The following is a 16,101-nucleotide window of genomic DNA, read 5'->3' as shown; positions in this document are numbered from 1 at the left end:
CACGGAAGAAGTAAGGGGCCGGGCCTTCGCAGCAGCGCGACGGCCCGGCGGCCGCCCTTGCCGATCCGTCCCCGGAGACCGTCATGAACGCGCTGCCCGTCACCTCCCTCCCCGCCGCCCCCGTCGTTCCCGCGCAGCCCGTCCCTCCCGCCCCGGCGCGCTACCGGGTGTCCCTCGCCGTGGACCAGGACGAGGTGCGCGCCGCCCAGCGCCTGCGCCACCAGGTCTTCGCCGGCGAGCTCGGCGCCAGGCTGGACGGAGCGGAACCCGGCCTGGACAGCGATGCGTTCGACGCGTACTGCGACCACCTGCTGGTACGGGAGGAGACCACTGGCGACGTCGTCGCCACCTACCGTCTGCTGCCGCCCGACCGGGCACGGATCGCCGGGCGTCTGTACGCGGAGAGCGAGTTCGACCTAGGACGGCTCGGCGCCATCCGCGACGACCTGGTAGAGGTCGGCCGGTCCTGCGTCCACCCCGCCCACCGGGACGGCGCCGTCATCGCGCTGATCTGGGCCGGACTCGCCCGCTACATGGAACGCACCGGGCACAACTGGCTGGCCGGCTGCTGCTCGATCCCCCTCGCCGACGGCGGCGTCGCGGCGGCCGGAGCGTGGGAGACCGTACGGACGAAGCACCTGGCACCCGAGGACCACTGGGTCACTCCGCACCGCCTCTGGCAGTACACCGCCGCCGGAGCCGAAGAAGGGGGAGCGGTGCCCACCGGACTCGCCACGCTCCCGCCGCTGCTCCGCGGCTACCTGCGACTGGGCGCATGGGTCTGCGGTGCACCCGCGTACGACCCCGACTTCAACGTCGCAGACCTGTACGTGCTGCTGTCGTTGCGCCGTACCGACCCCCGCTATCTGCGCCACTTCCTCGCCCTCGCCCCGCTGCGATGAACCCCTGGCTGCCCACCGCACCCTGCACCCCGCTCGCCTGCGCCGGTCACGACGGCCGCGTGCGGGGCCGACCGGCGGCCGTGGCCCTGCTGCTCGCCGGGTGCGCGTTCGTCCTGGCCGGGGCGCTGGGTGCCCCGTTCGCGCTGATGCTCGGTGCGGCACAGCGGGAGAGGCTGATCCGGCGCTGGGCGTACGGGGTCGTGCGGGCCTTCGGAGTGCGCGTGCGGGTCGTCGGCGCACCCGAGGCGGTCGCACCGGGCGGGCTCATCGTCGCGAACCACATCTCGTGGCTGGACATCCCGCTCGTCGCGGCCGTGTTCCCCGGCCGGATGCTGGCCAAGAGCGAGATACGCAACTGGCCGCTGCTCGGCCGGCTCGCCGCCGCCGGCGGCACGCTCTTCGTCGAACGCGACCGGTTCCGCACACTGCCCGCGACGGTGGGCCGCATCGCGGCGGCGCTGCACGGTGGTTCACGGGTGGTCGTCTTTCCGGAGGGCACCACCTGGTGCGGGCGCGGCGGCGGCAGGTTCGGCCCCGCTGTGTTCCAGGCGGCGATCGACGCGGACGCCACCGTCCGGCCGGTACGCATCAGCTATCGCACCCCGCCTCCGCACGGCTCGGCCGCCGCCCGGCCGCCCGGTCACGACGGCTCCGCACCGGCGGAGCACAACGCCCCGGCCGGTGCGGCCGCCTTCGTCGGCGACGATCCGCTGACCGCCTCACTGTGGCGAGTGGTGACGGCGGCGGGGCTGACCGCCGAGATCCGCGTCCTGCCGCCGATCCCGGCGGGTGACGGGCCGGACCGCCGCGCCCTGGCCCGGCTCGCTCAGAGCGCCGTCGCCAACGACAGCGCGAACCGGTCCGCGGAATCCGTCCACCACTGATCCATCCTCAAGCCGGCCGCGGCGAGTTCGGCCCGCACGCCCTCCTTGCGGAACTTGGCCGACACCTCCGTACGCAACTCCTCACCGGCCTCGAAGGACACCACCAGATCCAGGTCCGGGATCTTCACCGTGAGCGGCTCACGGGCCCGCAGCCGCATCTCGATCCATTCGCGTTCCGGATCCCACAGCGCCACGTGGTCGAAGCCGGACGGGTCGAAGTCCCCGCCCAACTCCCGGTTCACCACCCTCAGTACGTTCTTGTTGAACTCGGCAGTCACCCCGGCCGCGTCGTCGTACGCGGCGACCAGCACCTCCTCGTCCTTCACCAGATCCGTGCCGAGCAGCAGCGCGTCGCCCGGGAACAGCAGCGACCGCACCGATTTCAGGAACACCGCCCGCTCGGCGGGCAGAAGATTGCCGATCGTGCCCCCCAGGAACGCGATCAGCCGCGGCCCCGGGGTGCCGGGCAACGCGAGACCGCCCGTGAAGTCGGCGATCAGGGCATGCACGGAGAGACCGGGCCGCTGCGCGAGCAGGGCTTCGGAAGCTCCGTGCAGCGCGCTCTCGCTCACATCGACCGGCACGTAGCTGCGCAGCCCGGGCAACGCGTCCAGCAGGTGCCGGGTCTTCTCCGACGATCCCGACCCCAGCTCGATCAGGGTCCGGGCCCCGGACGCCCCGGCGATCTCCTCGGCGCGGCCGATCAGGATCTCGCGCTCGGCGCGGGTCGGGTAGTACTCGGGAAGCCGGGTGATCTCCTCGAACAGTTCACTGCCGTGCGCGTCGTAGAACCACTTGGGCGGCAGCGACTTCGGTTGCCGGGTCAGGCCGTGCAGGACATCGGCGCGCAGCGCCGCGTCCGTGGCGTCCACCGGCAGGGTGCGGGTCAGCAGAAAGGGACTCACTCGGCGGGCTCCTTGAGCGGGGTCAGCAGGACTTCGGCGCGGGTCGCGGCCAGCAACGTCCGATCGGGGACCGCGCGCCAGTGCGGATCGTCGTCGTACGGCTCCGAGGCGACGACCGTGCGCAGGCCGGGTTCGGCGAGGTACCACAGGGTGTCGCCCCAGGCCGTCGCCACGATCGCCGTGCCATCGGTGAGCAGCAGATTCAACCGTGCTTCCGGCGCCGCCGCCGCCACGTCGAGCACGGTGTCGGCCACCGCCTGCGGCAGTTCGTCGCCGTCGGCGAGGCGGTGCCGTACGAGGGCCCAGACCAGGGCCGAGTCGCAGCGGGCCGTGAGCGTGAGCAGTTCGGCCGGGGGCAGCGAGGCGGCGAGCGGCGCCATCGAGCCGGGCCAGCCCTTCACCGCACCGTTGTGGCTGAACAGCAACCGCCCGTCGGCGAACGGCGCGGCGGCCGCTTCGCCGTCGGCGCCCGCCTCGGTGGCGTCGCGCACCGCGGCGAGCAGCGCCGAACTGTGCACCACTCTGGCCAGGTCGGCGAATGTCTGATCGCCCCAGACCGGACCCGCGCGCCGGTAGCGTCCGGGCACCGGATCGCCGTCCGCGTACCAGCCGACGCCGAAACCGTCGGCGTTGACGGCCCCGTACCGTTGGTGCCTCGGCGCCCAGGACTGGCGCACAAGACTGTGGGGCGGGCGTGTCAGCAGTTCACCGAGAGCTACCGGAGGCCCCACGTAGGCGATATGACGACACATCAGAGCCCCCTCGCGGTACGGAAACCGGAGAAGATCTGGCGCCGCACCGGCAGGTCCCAGTTACGGAACGTCCCTCGGCACGCCACTGGGTCCACGGCGAACGAACCGCCGCGCAGCACCTTGTGGGCCGGACCGAAGAACACCTCGGAGTACTCGCGGTACGGGAACGCCGAGAATCCCGGGTAGGGAAGGAAGTCGCTCGACGTCCATTCCCACACGTCACCGATCAACTGCCCCACGCCCAGCGGTGACCGGCCGGCCGCGTACGCCCCGGCGGCAGCGGGCCGCAGATGGCGCTGGCCCAGGTTGGCCCGCTCGGGGGTCGGGTCCTCGTCGCCCCACGGATAGCGCAGCGAACGCCCCGACGCCGGGTCATGGCGTGCCGCCTTCTCCCACTCCGCCTCCGAGGGCAGCCGCCGCCCCGCCCACCGGGCGTACGCGTCCGCCTCGTACCAGCTGACGTGGAGCACGGGTTCGTTCCCGGGCACAGCCTCGGTCACTCCGAAGCGACGACGCAGCCACTGGCCGGCGTCCCGGTGCCAGAACAACGGACCGGTCAGTTCGTGCTCACGGACCATCGCCCACCCGTCGGGGGCCCACCAGCGCTCCTCGGTGTAGCCGCCGTCCTCGATGAACCGCTGGTACGCGCCGCAGGTGACCGGCGTCGTGTCGATGAAGAAGCCCGGTACGTCGCGCACATGGGCGGGGCGCTCATTGTCCAGCGCCCAGGGTTCGGTGGACGTGCCCATGGTGAACGGACCACCGGGGACCAGGACTTCGGTGGCAAGCTCCGTCGCGTCGACGGGGGTGGGGGGCAGTGGTGCGGTCAGGACGGCGGGACCCGACCTCAACTGATGTGTGATCAGCATCGTTTCGTCATGCTGCTGTTCGTGCTGGGCGATCATGCCGAAGGCGAAACCGGACCGCACCAGCGGACGATCACCGTGCAGCGCCGTGCCGTCGAGGACGTCCAGTGCGCGTCCGCGCACCTCCGCGGCGTAGAAACGGGCCTCCGCGGGCGGCAGCAGCGGCAGCGAGGGGCGGGTCGCCCGGGGGTGCTCGAAGGCGTCGTACAGCCCGTCGATCTCCGGACGCATCGCCTCCCTTCCGGCCACCGCGCGCAGCAGCCACAGCTCCTCCTGATTGCCGATGTGTGCGAGGTCCCACACCAGAGGGGACATCAACGGCGAGTGCTGGGAAGTCAGTTCACGGTCGTCCACACTGTCGGTGAGAAGCGTGGTGCGTTCGCGCGCGGTGAGCAGTGCGGCGAGTGCACGCTGCCGGAGCGCCTCGGTGTCCGCCTCGTCCGGTCCGGTGGGGCCGGACGGAGCGGGTGTGGGGGAGTCGGTCATGAGAGGAACCCCTCGACGTGGTGGCCCGAGCCGCCCGCCTCGCCCGGCGCGAGCAGATTCGGAAGAGCGTCCGCGGGACATCGGCCCCGGGCGACGTAGCGGTCGTTGAAGTCCGCCACCGCCTCCTGCACCGCCGTGCTCGCGCCCATCCGGGGCAGTGCCTCCAGCGCGAGCCGGAAACAGACGGTGGCCGCCGCCCGCAGTTCGGGATCGGTCAGGCCGTCGCGGGCGGCGCCCGTCCAGAGCGGATTGCGCGGCGCGGGCGAGGGCCCCGCCGTCTCGGCCAGCGGTTTGACGGTGCGGTACACGGTCTCGGCGGCCTCCGGGTCGTCGAACAGAGCGGTGGTGACGGCGAGCGGCACCAGCCACCCGTCCCTGCCGAGCTGCGCGTCGATCATGCGCAGCTCCAGATGTCCGCGCGGGCGAACGGGTGGAAACAGTGTGCTGATGTGGTAGTCGAGGTCATCGCGCACAGGCGGTCTCGGCACGCCGGTACGGATCCACTCGCGGAAGGTCAGAGCCTCCGGTACGGCCCACGGCCCCTCGTCCTGCCGGATGCACATCACCGGTGTGTCCAGGACGTGTGCGGCCCAGGCGTCGCGGGGCGGCAGATGACCGGACGGTGCCAGCGGCCGCCATGGGTCGAGGTCGGCCCAGAGCGACTGCCGGGTGGACCGCCACGGCGTCGGGCGCCCGCACCGGAGAGGAGAGTTCGCGAACACCGCGACCAGCACCGCGCCCAGCAGATGACACAGCTGCCAGCGCCGCGCGTAGCCGAGCGGACCGGGTTCCTCCTCTCCCGCGTCCAGGCAGACCTGGACGGACGCGGTGGTGCACATCATGGCGCGGCCGGCCGGTCCCGACCGGTCGAACGAGATCTCCATGGCGTCGTAGCGCGGCTCGTGCAGCAGACGGCGCGGGGGATGCCACGGATCGAGGCCGAGCCCCACCGGTACGAGATCCACCCGGTCCAGGGCGTCACGCACAGCGGCGAGATCGGCGGCCATGGCGTCGATGCACGCCATCAGGGAGTCGGCGGGGCGCGAGCTGAGCTCCAGCTGGCCGCCGGGCTCGAAGGTGAGCGCCGCGCTCAGGGGCAGGGCCCGGAGGATCGCGGCAGCCGCGTCGAGACGGTGGTGGGGGACGGGGACGCGGGGCAGATCCCGGTGGTGAATGAGCCATTCGAGTTCGACGCCGACCGTCCGGGGCGGTCCGGTCTTGAAACAGATGCAGCGCAGTAAGTCCTCCGTCTCGCCCTCGCCGAGGGGCGGGGCCTGGCCGGGCGGACCGTGGCCGGGTGTGTCGGATGACATGCCGGGGCCTCCTTGTTCTCGGTTCGTCCGTCCCAGCCAAACCCTTACGAGGGGATCGCACAAGAGTGCCCCTGTGCGTCATAAATTCGGTTGCATCCATGCCGCTGGAGCGCCGAGCATGCCCCGTATGCACCACACGGGGGAGTACCGATGAGCGCGCGGCTGCGCGGCATCGCGCGAGAGACCGAGGCCATCGTGGCGGCCGGCCGCTACCGCACGCAGGAGGGGCGTGAGGTGAGCATCGAGCGCGCGCTGACCGCCGCGCTCTCGGGGACCAGGCTGCACGGGCCCGAGCCGGTGCCGGTCGCGGCTCTCGACTCCGACCGCACGCCGGTCGTCGAGGTCACCGATGAGAGCAGCCTGTGCGCGGCGCGCCGGATGACCGCCGAAGGGCCGGGCAAGGTCGCTGTTCTGAACTACGCCTCCGCCCGCAATCCCGGAGGCGGATACCTCAACGGCGCGCAGGCCCAGGAGGAGGCCCTGTGCCGGGGCTCGGCCCTGTACGCCACGCTGCTGCGCGCCCCCGAGTACTACGCCCACCACCGCGCCGAACGCAGCGCCTTCTACACCGATCGGGTGATTCATTCCCCCGGTGTGCCGGTGTTCCGCGACGATCGGGGCCGGCTGCTCGACACCCCGTACACCGCGGGCTTCCTCACCTCCCCGGCGCCCAACGCCGGGGTCATCCGCAGCCGCACCCCCGAGGAGGCCCACCGCATCCCCGCCGCGCTCGCCTCCCGGGCCGAACGGGTGCTGGAGGTCGCGGCCGTGCGCGGGTACCGCAGACTCGTGCTGGGCGCCTGGGGGTGCGGTGTGTTCCGCAACGATCCGGCGCAGGTGGCCGGTGCGTTCCGGGCATTGCTCCTCGACGGCGGCCGGTTCGACGGGCACTTCGAGCAGATCGTCTTCGGCATCCTCGACCGCGGCCCCGAATCCGCCACCCGGTCCGCCTTCACCCGGACGTTCGGCGGTCAGTGCCAGCCGTAGCGCTCCCGCAGGCGGTCGGTGACCAGATCGAACCGGGTCCGGTCCAGCGCACACGCCTCACGCCGCATCCCGTCCTCGTGCACCCGCAGCACCCGGTCCAGATCGGCCCAGGACGGGCGGCCCGAGCTGTCCCAGGGTCCGGCCCCGAGCGCCACCCACTCGCGGTCCCGGTCGTGCTGCTTGCTCGACAGCTGTACGGCCAGCAGGGTGCCCGCCGCCTCGCGGGCCACGACCAGCACGGGGCGGTCCTTGCCGCGCCCGTCGTTCTCCTCGAACGGGACCCATGTCCAGACGATCTCGCCGGGGTCGGGATCGCCGTCCCGGTCGGGGGCGTACGAGGTGCGGACCGGGCCCACCTCGTGCGGCTCGGCCTCACACGTCGCCGTCGGGCCGGTACGGCCGGGGAACTCGGCCGTACCGTCGGTGCTGTCGTCACGGTGCTGAAGGGTCATGCCCCCACCGTAGGACCTGCACGGCCCGACCCATGGCGCGGGTCCGGGGTGCGGACACCGGGCCCGGACCGTGACCGGCGCAAGTCTCGCCCGCGCCGGACGCACCGTCACCACCGCCGTGCTGATCGCCCGTCACCGGGAAGCACCGCCCGCGGCCGAGGGGCGGCAGGCCGGTCCGGCAAGCCGTCGCCCCGCCTCGCCCCGTCATCAAGAGGTCATCCGTGCCCCGGGGCGTACCCATGGGGCACGAGTCTGGAAGACTGCCCGACGCCATGAGCCAGTTACCGAAGCAGCCCACCGAAGGCCCCGTTCCGACCAGTGCCGATGTGGCACGCCTCGCAGGGGTCTCGCGGGCCACCGTGTCGTACGTCCTGAACAACAACGCGACCGTACGGATCAGCGAGACCACCCGCCGCCGGGTCAGGGCGGCGGCCACCGAACTCGGCTACGTACCGCACGCGGCGGCCCGCAGCCTGCGTGCCGGGCACACCCGCATGGTGTTGCTGCCCACCGTGAACCTCCCGGCCGGGCCGCTCCAGCAGCACTTCTTCCACGAGTTGGAATCAGGGCTGCGACGCCTGGACTACACCGTGGTCCAGTACGGCAGTACGAGCCTGGACGCCGACGACGCGCCCCGCGTCTGGGCCGAACTCCGCCCCGTCGCCGTCATCGTGCCCGGCACGATCGCCCTCACCCCGCAAGGCATAGCGGTACTCAGGCGATCGGGAGCCAAGGCCGTCATCACGCTCGGCCCGCGGCCGGTGGACGGTGCCCACGCGCTGGTCATGGACCAGCGGGAGGTCGGCGTCCGGGCGATCGGACATCTGCTGGAGCGCGGCAGGCGTCGCATCGGCGTGGTCATGCCGGAGGAATCCGGTCTCGGCCTGTTCGCCGAGCCCCGGCTGGCCGGGGCCCGACAGGCGGCACGGAGCCACGGAGCCCGTATCGAACCGCTGCCGCTGCGGTACGAGGAGGAGTCCGCCGCCCGGCTGGCCGCCCGCTGGCGCACCTTGGGCCTCGACGCCGTGTTCGCGTACAACGACGAGTACGCGATGCTTCTGATGCGGGCCCTTCAGGACACGGGTGTCGAGGTGCCCCGCGAGGCGGCCGTGGTCGGTGCCGAGGACCTGATGCTCGGCAGACTGCTTCGGCCCCGGCTCAGCACCGTGCGGATGGAGCTGGCCACGGCGGAGCCGCTCGCGGACCTCGTGGACCGGTTGGTGCGCCACCCCGGCGGCGTCCCTGCGCGGTACGACCTGTTGCGGGCCGGAGCCGTCCACCGCGAGTCCAGCTGAGGAGCCGGATCCGCACGGAGCGGCAACGTGCGCACCACGCGCCACTTGCCTAGCGTCAGGACCATGAGCCATCCGCAGAGTTACGAGATCCTGCTGGTCCCCGAATTCGCCGAGGACACCACCGACGCCGTCGAGCCCGGCGGTGCCATCCGTTCGGCGGTCGTGGCGGCGACCGGAGAGACGGGGGCATCGGGCTACCCCCGGTATGCGGGCGAAGGCATCGTGGCGGACATCGACACGACGACCCACACGGTCGAGGCCCTGCTGGTCGACGGTGCCGAGCTGGACTACGGCCTCTCGGTCCGGATCAAGGAGCAGGGTGCCGGGAAGAACAACCGGAACGACGCCGAGATCGACGCGGACGGCTGACCGGACCGCTTCCGGCCGTGGTGAGGGGCCCGGCAGTCGACCGGGCCCCTCACCCCGCTTCTGCGCGCGCGGAGCCTACTTCTGCTCCTTCTGCTGCTCCTCGATGGACTTGCGGACCTCGTCCATGTCCAGTTTCCTGGCCTGGCCGATGACGTCCTCCAGCGCGGCCTCCGGCAAGGCGCCGGGCTGTGCGAACACGGCCACATTGTCCCGGACGATCATCAGCGTGGGAATGGAGCGGATCTCGAAGGCCGCCGCCAGCTCCTGCTGCGCCTCCGTGTCGACCTTGGCGAAGACCAGGTCGTCGTGGCGCTCCGAAGCCGCGTCGTAGACCGGCGCGAACTGCCGGCACGGGCCGCACCAGGAAGCCCAGAAGTCGATCAGGACGAAGTCGTTGTCACTGACGACCTGATCGAAGTTTTCCTTGGTGAGCTCGACGGTGCTCATGCTCTGTTACCTCTTCCTGTACCGGCTCGGACCTGTCCGGCACAACGGTGCTCGGACGTGCGCTATTCCGCCTGCCCATGTGGCCGCCGCCCACACCCGCGATCAGACTGTCCTCATGACAGATGCTTCCCTCAACACCGAGTACGACGTCGTGGTGATCGGAGCGGGTCCGGTGGGTGAGAACGTCGCCGACCGGGCGCGTGCCGCCGGACTGAGCACGGCGGTCGTCGAGACGGAACTCGTCGGCGGCGAGTGCTCGTACTGGGCCTGCATGCCCAGCAAGGCCCTGTTGCGCCCCGTCGTCGCCCGCGCGGACGCCCGCCGTGTCCCGGGCCTCAGCGACGCCGTACGGGGACCGCTGGAGACGGCGGCGGTCCTCGCCCACCGCGACGACCAGACCGCGCACTGGAAGGACGACGGGCAGGTCGCCTGGCTGGAGGGCACCGGAGCGGACCTCTACCGCGGCCGGGGCCGGCTCACCGGCGAGAAAGCCGTCTCCGTCACCGCCCTCGACGGCACGGAGCACCGGCTCATCGCCCGGCAGGCCGTCGCCGTGTGCACGGGCAGCCGTGCCGTCGTACCCGCCCTGCCCGGCGTCGACGGGGCCCGTCCCTGGACCAGCCGGGAGGCGACGAGCGCCAAGAAGGTGCCCGGCCGCCTCGTGATCGTCGGAGGAGGTGTGGTCGGGACCGAGATGGCCACGGTCTGGCAGGCCCTCGGTGCCCGCGTGACGATGCTGATCCGCGGCAAGGGACTCCTGCCGAAGATGGAACCCTTCGCGGGAGAGCTGGTCGCGCGGGCGCTGACGGAGGCGGGCGCCGACATCCGTACCGGGGTCACCGCCACCTCCGTACGGCGTACGGCCCCGGACGGGCCGGTCGTCGTGGAGCTGGACGACGGTGAACGCATCGAGGCCGACGAGATCCTCTTCGCCACCGGCCGCGCTCCGCGCACCGATGACCTCGGCCTCGAAACGGTGGGCCTGACACCTGGCTCGTGGCTCACCGTCGACGACAGCTGCCGCGTCGACGGCACCAGCTGGCTCTACGCGGTCGGCGACGTCAACCACCGTGCGCTCCTCACACACCAGGGCAAGTACCAGGCACGCATCGCGGGCGCCGCGATCGCCGCCCGTGCGGCGGGCGACCCGCTGCGGGAGACCGACCGCTGGAGTGCCCACACCGCCACCGCCGACCACGCGGCCGTCCCCCAGGTCGTCTTCACTGACCCCGAGGCGGCCTCGGTCGGCCTCACCCTCGCCGAGGCCGAGCGGGCCGGACACCGCGTACGCGCCGTCGACCACGACCTCGCCGCGGTGGCAGGCTCCGGCCTGTACGCGGACGGCTACCGGGGCCGTGCCCGCATGATCGTGGACCTCGACCGGGAGATCCTGCTCGGTGTCACCTTCGTCGGACCCGGCATCGGTGAACTGCTGCATTCGGCGACGGTCGCGGTCGCGGGCGAGGTCCCCATCGCCCGGCTGTGGCACGCCGTCCCCTCGTATCCGACGATCAGCGAGATCTGGCTGCGCCTGTTGGAGACGTACCGGGACGCGTGAGCTCCGGCCCGCACACGGGCGATATACGCCGACGTACGCGCCCTGCGGTGGCGGCGCGTACGTCGGCCGGGGTATGCCCCCGCGACGGTCGCCCCGCCGTCGGCACGGCCGGGGGGCACGGAGGCGTACTGTGCGCGGCCCGGGACGGGCGCCCGGCCCGGGCCGCGCGGCGGATCAGTGGGCGGTGCCGGCCACCGTCGCCCGTACCTCGACGGCCGCCGAGACCAGGTTCTCCAGCGAGGCGCGCACTTCGGGCCAACCTCGTGTCTTCAGACCGCAGTCGGGATTGACCCACAGCCGTTCGGCCGGAATCGCTTCGAGTCCCTTACGGAGCAGAGCGACCGCCTCAGCCGTGCTCGGCACCCGCGGGGAGTGGATGTCGTACACGCCGGGACCGACCTCCCTCGGGTAGCCGGCCGATGCCAGCTCGTCGGCCACCCGCATGTGGGAGCGGGCCGCCTCCAGACTGATCACATCGGCGTCCAGGTCGGCGATGGCCCGGAGGATGTCGCCGAACTCCGCGTAGCACATGTGCGTATGGATCTGGGTCTCGGGACGGACACCACTGGTGGCCAGCCGGAACGACTCCGTGGCCCAGCGCAGGTACCCGGCGCGGTCGGCGGCCCGCAGCGGCAGTGCCTCGCGCAGAGCGGGCTCGTCGACCTGGATCACGCAACCACCCGCGGTCTCGAGGTCGTTCACCTCGTCCCGCAGTGCGAGGGCGACCTGGCGGGCGGTCTCGCCGAGCGGCTGGTCGTCGCGGACGAAGGACCAGGCGAGCATGGTGACGGGGCCCGTGAGCATGCCCTTGACCGGACGATCGGTGAGCGACCGCGCGTACGCCGTCCAGCGGACCGTCATCGGTTCCGGGCGCGAGACGTCCCCGGCCAGGATCGGCGGCCGGACATACCGTGTGCCGTACGACTGGACCCAGCCGTGCCGGGTGGCGACGTATCCGGTGAGCCGCTCGGCGAAGTACTGCACCATGTCGTCGCGTTCGGGCTCGCCGTGCACCAGCACATCGATGCCCGCCTTCTCCTGGAACGCCAGCACCTCCTGGATCTCGGCCTCGATCCGCCCGTCGTACGTGGCGCTGTCGATGCGTCCGGCCCGCAGATCGGCGCGTGCGGTGCGCAGTTGGGACGTCTGGGGGAACGAACCGATCGTGGTCGTGGGCAGCGGAGGAAGCCGCAGGCGCTCGCGTTGTGCCGCAGCCCGCTGCGGATACGACGTTTCGCGGCGCACGTCGCGCTCCGTGACGGCCGCGGTCCGTGCCCGTACCGCCGCGTCGTGGGTGAGCGCCGATCGGTTGCGCGAGGCCAGATCGGCACGGTTGGCGGCGAGTTCGGCGGCGATCGTGTCCGTGCCCTGCGCGAGCCCCTTGGCCAATGTGGCGATCTCGGCGGACTTCTGCCGCGCGAAGGCCAGCCAGCGGGCCACCTGCGGATCGAGTTCGCGTTCGGCGTTCACATCGAGGGGAACGTGCAGCAGGGAGCAGGAGGCCGCGACATCGACCCGGTCGGCCAGACCGAGCAGGGTGCCGAGCGTGGCCAGGGACCGCTGGTGGTCGTTGATCCACACGTTGCGGCCGTCGACGACTCCGGCGACCAGCCGCTTGCCCCGCAGACCGCCGACCGCGGCGAGATCCGGCAGATTGGCGGACGCCGGACCGGTGAAGTCGAGCGCGAGTCCGTCGACCGGCGCCTTCGCCAGAACGCCGAGGGCCTCGCCGAGCCGGTCGAAGTAGGAGGCGACGAGGAGCCGCGGCCGGTCGGCGAGCGCGCCGAGGCAACGGTAGGCGTGCGCGGTGGCGTCGAGCTCCGCCGCGGTGCGGTCCTGGACCAGCGCCGGCTCGTCGAGCTGCACCCACCCGGCGCCGGCCGCGCGCAGATCGGCCAGCACCTGCGCGTACACCGGCAGCAGTCGGTCGAGCAGCGTCAGCGGTTCGAAGTCGGCGGCGATGCCCGGAGCGGGCTTGGCCAGCAACAGATACGTCACCGGGCCGACGAGCACCGGTCGGGGGCTGAGCCCGAGGGCCAGCGCCTCCTCGAACTCCGCCACCTGCTTGGCGGAGTCGGCGGTGAAGACGGTGTCGGGACCGAGTTCCGGCACCAGGTAGTGGTAGTTCGTGTCGAACCACTTGGTCATTTCGAGCGGCGCCACGTCCTGCGTCCCGCGTGCCATCGCGAAATAGCCGTCCAGCCCGTCGGCTTCGACGGCGTCGCGGTGCCTGGTGGGTACGGCACCGACCATCACGCTGGTGTCCAGTACGTGGTCGTAATACGAGAAGTCACCGGTCGGGACCTCGTGGATGCCGTCGTCGACGAGCCGGAGCCAGTTGGCGCGGCGCAGGCCGGCGGCGGTCTCCCGCAGACCGGCCGCGGTGACACGGCCCTTCCAGTACCCCTCGACGGCCCTCTTCAGTTCCCGGTCTGCCCCTTGGCGGGGACAGCCGTACACGGTGGCCCGGGCTGCCGCGGCTGCGGACTTGCTGGTCACGGAACTCTCCTTCGCGAGCGTGTGTCCTGGTACGACCCCGGGACGGGTCGAAGGCGCGAAGGGAGGACGGATCGGACGGAACCGCGGCGTCGTGCCGACGCGCGTGTGCCCTGCCCGATCCGTACGCCGACCCGCCCACGAGGTCACCGGGATCACCGTGCGCGTCCGACGCGCACGGGCACTGGCAGGTCTTCGGACTCGCGGGCACGTCTCGCGCACGAGACACCTACTGGCCGTCGCTTCCCGGAGCCCGTTCAGGGTCCAGTGCTTGATGACGGCGGTCGTTCCCACTCACCGCTGCGGGGCAGTCCCGGATTCCCACCGGGTTCCCTCTTGCGACGCGTCTGTCTGGCGGACAGGGCGAACCAGCTGCGCCATCAGACTATGCGCTGACCGCGGCCCCTGGCACCTCAGTTGTCCCCGCGAGTGGTGGCGGACCGCGGAAGCCGGCCCTGCGGAGCGGGGGACAGCGGCCGGCCGCAGCGCAGGTTCCACCGTCCCGAGCGGCCGCTGAGCCCGGTCAGGGTGAGCGGGGCGACATCCAGCCGCCAGAACGCCTCCGCCGGCAGAGCGAGTGCCCATACGACCATCGCCCGCACCACGGCAGGCTCTACGACCGCCAGCACGCGACTGCCCTCCTCGCCGTCCCCGGACTCGAGCGCCTCCAGCAGGCCGCCGATCCTGGCGCAGAACTTCAGCAACGATTCGCCGCCGTGCGGAGCCGCCGACGGATCGGTCATCCAGAGCGACACCGCGTCCGGCTCGCTGCTGCTCACCTCGGCCAGTCTCCGTCCGCTCCAGCGCCCCATGTCCCAGCCACGGAGCGCGGGTTCGGGCCCGGCGCGCAACCCCAGCGCGTCGGCGGTCCCGGCACACCGTTCGGACGGCCCTCGCACATACCGGTCGGCCGGTGGCACCGCCGCGGCGGCGGCACGGGCCCGCCGGGCCCCGGCCGCGTCCAGCGGGGCATCGTCGTCCATGCGGGCCTCGCGCAGCGCGGCGTTGAGCGCCGGTGAGATCAACATCAGCTGTACCGTCATGGCCCGGTCTACTCCCTGAACTGTGGCCTCGCCTCTCGCGTGCGCCCACCATGGCACGCGGGCGTTGCGGCCCCGCCGACGGTACCGTGGCCCTGTCCGCTCCCAGGGGGTATCGTCCGACGAACATGACGAAGGTGTGACGGAAGTCCGGTGAGAATCCGGCACGGTCGCGCCACTGTGTACCCGTACCCGTACGGGAAGTCAGACCCAGCACCTTCGTCTCAGGCACCACGATCGGGACGCGTGTTCCCTCAGGAGGTTCTGCCATGGCACAGAGTGCTGTCCCCGCCACCGCCGTACCGGCGATCACACCCATCTCCCTGAAGTCCATTGCCCCTTGGGCGGTCTTCTTCGGCATTCTCATGCTCGTACTGCTGTACTTCGTCGGCGCGGAACAGGGCGCCACCGCGGTCATCTCCGGCGAGGGTGTCCACGAGTGGGTCCACGACGGTCGCCACCTCCTCGGTTTCCCCTGCCACTGACGCTCCGTCCGATCCAGGGGAAGACCTCATGAACTCCATATCTGTCAGAGCCCTGCTCGTCCGCGGCATGCTGGCCGGCCTCGCCGCGGGCGCGCTCGCACTGGTCGTCGCGTACCTGCTCGGCGAGTCCCGGGTGGACGCGGCCATCGCCCTCGAAGAGTCGCACGGCCATGACCACGGCGGCGGTGAGGAACTCGTCAGCCGCACCCTGCAGTCCACCGCGGGTCTTGCCACCGGTGTGCTCGTCTTCGGTGTGGCGATCGGCGGGATCGCCGCCCTCGTCTTCTGCTACGCCCTCGGCCGGATCGGCCGATTCGGCCCCCGGGCCACGGCCGCCCTGATCGCGGGTGCCGCCCTGCTGGCGGTGTACATCGTGCCGTTCCTGAAGTACCCGGCCAACCCGCCGGCCGTCGGCAACCCCGACACCATCGGCCGCCGCACGGCCCTGTTCTTCCTGATGGTCGCCCTCAGCGTGCTGCTGGCGGTCGCCGCCGTCATCCTCGGCAAGCGGCTGGCTCCCCGCCTGGGCAACTGGAACGCGACGGTCACCGCATCGGCCGCCTATGCGGTCGTGATCGGGGGCGCCTACGCGTTCCTGCCCTCGTTCAACGAGGTCGGAAGGGATTTCCCGGCCACCCTGCTCTGGGAGTTCCGGCTCGCCACCCTCGCGGTACAGGCCACCCTCTGGGTGACCTTCGGTCTCGTCTTCGGCCACCTGACGGAACGGCTTCTCGTGCCGAGGGCCGACACCGTCGCGACGGGAGACGGTACGGCGAACCGGGTCGCCGCCACGGCCGGCTGACCGGCGTAGCACTCACCGCCAGCGGACAGCGGAACCCGCCGGGAGCCTCCCGGCGGGTTCCG

The 16,101-nt window shown here is 71.9% G+C and carries 16 protein-coding genes and 2 riboswitches; of the genes, 8 read left to right on the top strand and 8 right to left on the bottom strand.

Going from position 1 to position 16,101, the window contains the following annotated elements; all coding sequences use genetic code 11:
- The first annotated feature begins 83 nt into the window (after positions 1-83).
- Together ACF1B9_RS15825 and ACF1B9_RS15820 are read left to right on the top strand one after the other, a co-directional pair.
- The gene (locus ACF1B9_RS15825) at positions 84-902 is read left to right on the top strand and encodes a GNAT family N-acetyltransferase (protein ID WP_391743720.1); all 819 of its coding nucleotides are present in this window, start codon (positions 84-86) and stop codon (positions 900-902) included.
- Positions 899-1,786, top strand: coding sequence for a lysophospholipid acyltransferase family protein (locus ACF1B9_RS15820; RefSeq protein ID WP_391743721.1), 888 nt, complete (start codon positions 899-901; stop codon positions 1,784-1,786). Before ACF1B9_RS15825 ends, ACF1B9_RS15820 begins: the two co-directional genes overlap by 4 nt.
- On the opposite strand, the gene egtD is transcribed toward ACF1B9_RS15820, so the two are convergent.
- From egtD to egtA, 4 genes are read right to left on the bottom strand one after another with little or no spacing between them, the layout of a single operon-like run.
- Entirely contained in the window at positions 1,729-2,691 is a 963-nt protein-coding gene (gene egtD / locus ACF1B9_RS15815) for an L-histidine N(alpha)-methyltransferase (protein ID WP_391743723.1), read from the bottom strand. The two genes, ACF1B9_RS15820 and egtD, sit on opposite strands and share 58 nt — an antisense overlap.
- The gene (gene egtC / locus ACF1B9_RS15810) at positions 2,688-3,443 is read right to left on the bottom strand and encodes an ergothioneine biosynthesis protein EgtC (RefSeq protein ID WP_391743724.1); all 756 of its coding nucleotides are present in this window, start codon (positions 3,441-3,443) and stop codon (positions 2,688-2,690) included. Before egtC ends, egtD begins: the two co-directional genes overlap by 4 nt.
- Positions 3,443-4,795, bottom strand: a complete 1,353-nt coding sequence (gene egtB / locus ACF1B9_RS15805) for an ergothioneine biosynthesis protein EgtB (protein ID WP_391743725.1) — start codon at positions 4,793-4,795, stop codon at positions 3,443-3,445. Before egtB ends, egtC begins: the two co-directional genes overlap by 1 nt.
- Positions 4,792-6,108 (bottom strand): ergothioneine biosynthesis glutamate--cysteine ligase EgtA, encoded by a 1,317-nt coding sequence (gene egtA, locus ACF1B9_RS15800; protein WP_391743727.1) that lies wholly within the window; start codon positions 6,106-6,108, stop codon positions 4,792-4,794. The genes egtB and egtA overlap by 4 nt, the downstream gene beginning before the upstream one ends.
- Before the next feature lie 150 nt (positions 6,109-6,258).
- Here egtA and ACF1B9_RS15795 point away from each other — a divergent pair, with 150 nt between their 5' ends.
- Positions 6,259-7,095: a TIGR02452 family protein gene (locus tag ACF1B9_RS15795; protein ID WP_391743729.1), complete on the top strand. Its 837-nt coding sequence runs from the start codon at positions 6,259-6,261 to the stop codon at positions 7,093-7,095.
- Here the strand turns inward: ACF1B9_RS15795 and ACF1B9_RS15790 are convergent.
- Positions 7,080-7,547, bottom strand: coding sequence for a type II toxin-antitoxin system PemK/MazF family toxin (locus ACF1B9_RS15790; protein ID WP_391743730.1), 468 nt, complete (start codon positions 7,545-7,547; stop codon positions 7,080-7,082). The genes ACF1B9_RS15795 and ACF1B9_RS15790 overlap by 16 nt on opposite strands.
- A gap of 272 nt (positions 7,548-7,819) precedes the next feature.
- On the opposite strand from ACF1B9_RS15790, the gene ACF1B9_RS15785 reads away from it, so the two are divergent.
- Together ACF1B9_RS15785 and ACF1B9_RS15780 are read left to right on the top strand one after the other, a co-directional pair.
- Positions 7,820-8,842: a LacI family DNA-binding transcriptional regulator gene (locus tag ACF1B9_RS15785; RefSeq protein WP_391743732.1), complete on the top strand. Its 1,023-nt coding sequence runs from the start codon at positions 7,820-7,822 to the stop codon at positions 8,840-8,842.
- 63 nt (positions 8,843-8,905) lie between these two features.
- Positions 8,906-9,211 (top strand): hypothetical protein, encoded by a 306-nt coding sequence (locus tag ACF1B9_RS15780; protein ID WP_391743733.1) that lies wholly within the window; start codon positions 8,906-8,908, stop codon positions 9,209-9,211.
- A gap of 75 nt (positions 9,212-9,286) precedes the next feature.
- Here ACF1B9_RS15780 and trxA read toward each other — a convergent pair whose 3' ends face one another.
- Complete coding sequence (gene trxA / locus ACF1B9_RS15775) at positions 9,287-9,658, bottom strand: thioredoxin (RefSeq protein ID WP_351084371.1); 372 nt, start codon at positions 9,656-9,658, stop codon at positions 9,287-9,289.
- Between the two features lie 115 nt (positions 9,659-9,773).
- Here trxA and ACF1B9_RS15770 point away from each other — a divergent pair, with 115 nt between their 5' ends.
- Positions 9,774-11,216 carry a dihydrolipoyl dehydrogenase family protein gene (locus tag ACF1B9_RS15770; RefSeq protein WP_391743736.1) on the top strand — a complete coding sequence of 481 codons (1,443 nt, stop codon included), beginning with the start codon at positions 9,774-9,776 and terminating at the stop codon, positions 11,214-11,216.
- Positions 11,217-11,390: 174 nt separating this feature from the next.
- On the opposite strand, the gene metE is transcribed toward ACF1B9_RS15770, so the two are convergent.
- Together metE and ACF1B9_RS15760 are read right to left on the bottom strand one after the other, a co-directional pair.
- Complete coding sequence (gene metE, locus ACF1B9_RS15765; RefSeq protein WP_391743738.1) at positions 11,391-13,715, bottom strand: 5-methyltetrahydropteroyltriglutamate--homocysteine S-methyltransferase; 2,325 nt, start codon at positions 13,713-13,715, stop codon at positions 11,391-11,393.
- Between the two features lie 165 nt (positions 13,716-13,880).
- Positions 13,881-14,100: riboswitch (cobalamin riboswitch) on the bottom strand.
- 25 nt (positions 14,101-14,125) lie between these two features.
- The gene (locus tag ACF1B9_RS15760) at positions 14,126-14,755 is read right to left on the bottom strand and encodes a histidine phosphatase family protein (RefSeq protein ID WP_391743740.1); all 630 of its coding nucleotides are present in this window, start codon (positions 14,753-14,755) and stop codon (positions 14,126-14,128) included.
- Positions 14,756-14,869: 114 nt separating this feature from the next.
- Positions 14,870-15,018: riboswitch (adenosylcobalamin (AdoCbl) riboswitch) on the top strand.
- A 3-nt stretch (positions 15,019-15,021) separates the two neighbouring features.
- On the opposite strand from ACF1B9_RS15760, the gene ACF1B9_RS15755 reads away from it, so the two are divergent.
- Positions 15,022-15,237 carry a CbtB-domain containing protein gene (locus tag ACF1B9_RS15755; protein ID WP_391743742.1) on the top strand — a complete coding sequence of 72 codons (216 nt, stop codon included), beginning with the start codon at positions 15,022-15,024 and terminating at the stop codon, positions 15,235-15,237.
- Between the two features lie 28 nt (positions 15,238-15,265).
- Positions 15,266-16,039 (top strand): CbtA family protein, encoded by a 774-nt coding sequence (locus tag ACF1B9_RS15750; RefSeq protein WP_391743743.1) that lies wholly within the window; start codon positions 15,266-15,268, stop codon positions 16,037-16,039.
- Positions 16,040-16,101 lie beyond the last annotated feature (62 nt).

It is taken from the genome of Streptomyces sp. NPDC014727 (genome assembly GCF_043083485.1).
Classification (GTDB): Bacteria; Actinomycetota; Actinomycetes; order Streptomycetales; family Streptomycetaceae; genus Streptomyces.
The sequence above is the reverse complement of the archived record's forward strand: the minus strand, read 5'-3'. Positions and strand labels throughout refer to the sequence as shown.

What these genes read in the sequence shown, in the direction of transcription:
- ACF1B9_RS15825 (WP_391743720.1), top strand. Translation starts at nt 84, where the DNA reads ATGAACGCGCTGCCCGTCACCTCCCTCCCCGCCGCCCCCGTCGTTCCC.
- ACF1B9_RS15820 (WP_391743721.1), top strand. Translation starts at nt 899, where the DNA reads ATGAACCCCTGGCTGCCCACCGCACCCTGCACCCCGCTCGCCTGCGCC.
- egtC (WP_391743724.1), bottom strand. Translation starts at nt 3,443, where the DNA reads ATGTGTCGTCATATCGCCTACGTGGGGCCTCCGGTAGCTCTCGGTGAA.
- egtB (WP_391743725.1), bottom strand. Translation starts at nt 4,795, where the DNA reads ATGACCGACTCCCCCACACCCGCTCCGTCCGGCCCCACCGGACCGGAC.
- egtA (WP_391743727.1), bottom strand. Translation starts at nt 6,108, where the DNA reads ATGTCATCCGACACACCCGGCCACGGTCCGCCCGGCCAGGCCCCGCCC.
- ACF1B9_RS15795 (WP_391743729.1), top strand. Translation starts at nt 6,259, where the DNA reads ATGAGCGCGCGGCTGCGCGGCATCGCGCGAGAGACCGAGGCCATCGTG.
- ACF1B9_RS15790 (WP_391743730.1), bottom strand. Translation starts at nt 7,547, where the DNA reads ATGACCCTTCAGCACCGTGACGACAGCACCGACGGTACGGCCGAGTTC.
- ACF1B9_RS15785 (WP_391743732.1), top strand. Translation starts at nt 7,820, where the DNA reads ATGAGCCAGTTACCGAAGCAGCCCACCGAAGGCCCCGTTCCGACCAGT.
- ACF1B9_RS15780 (WP_391743733.1), top strand. Translation starts at nt 8,906, where the DNA reads ATGAGCCATCCGCAGAGTTACGAGATCCTGCTGGTCCCCGAATTCGCC.
- trxA (WP_351084371.1), bottom strand. Translation starts at nt 9,658, where the DNA reads ATGAGCACCGTCGAGCTCACCAAGGAAAACTTCGATCAGGTCGTCAGT.
- ACF1B9_RS15770 (WP_391743736.1), top strand. Translation starts at nt 9,774, where the DNA reads ATGACAGATGCTTCCCTCAACACCGAGTACGACGTCGTGGTGATCGGA.
- ACF1B9_RS15760 (WP_391743740.1), bottom strand. Translation starts at nt 14,755, where the DNA reads ATGACGGTACAGCTGATGTTGATCTCACCGGCGCTCAACGCCGCGCTG.
- ACF1B9_RS15755 (WP_391743742.1), top strand. Translation starts at nt 15,022, where the DNA reads ATGGCACAGAGTGCTGTCCCCGCCACCGCCGTACCGGCGATCACACCC.
- ACF1B9_RS15750 (WP_391743743.1), top strand. Translation starts at nt 15,266, where the DNA reads ATGAACTCCATATCTGTCAGAGCCCTGCTCGTCCGCGGCATGCTGGCC.